Annotated in this window: 1 rRNA gene; it reads left to right on the forward strand. The window is 53.5% G+C overall.

The annotated features are described in order from the left end of the window. Positions 1-594 (forward strand): 16S ribosomal RNA (locus ACYPYQ_RS13585); the annotation flags it as partial.

Raw genomic sequence — 594 nt, forward strand, 5'->3', positions numbered from 1 at the left:
GGGAATTTTGGACAATGGGCGAAAGCCTGATCCAGCCATGCCGCGTGAGTGAAGAAGGCCTTCGGGTTGTAAAGCTCTTTCAGACGGGAAGAAACGGGCACGGTTAATAACTGTGTCTAATGACGGTACTGTCAGAAGAAGCACCGGCTAACTACGTGCCAGCAGCCGCGGTAATACGTAGGGTGCGAGCGTTAATCGGAATTACTGGGCGTAAAGCGTGCGCAGGCGGTTTTGTAAGACAGGTGTGAAATCCCCGGGCTTAACCTGGGAACTGCATTTGTGACTGCAAGGCTAGAGTGCGGCAGAGGGGGGTAGAATTCCACGTGTAGCAGTGAAATGCGTAGATATGTGGAGGAATACCGATGGCGAAGGCAGCCCCCTGGGTCGACACTGACGCTCATGCACGAAAGCGTGGGGAGCAAACAGGATTAGATACCCTGGTAGTCCACGCCCTAAACGATGTCAACTAGGTGTTGGGGAAGAAGACTTCTTTAGTACCGCAGCTAACGCGTGAAGTTGACCGCCTGGGGAGTACGGCCGCAAGGTTAAAACTCAAAGGAATTGACGGGGACCCGCACAAGCGGTGGATTATGT

This window comes from Sideroxyarcus sp. TK5, assembly GCF_054601595.1.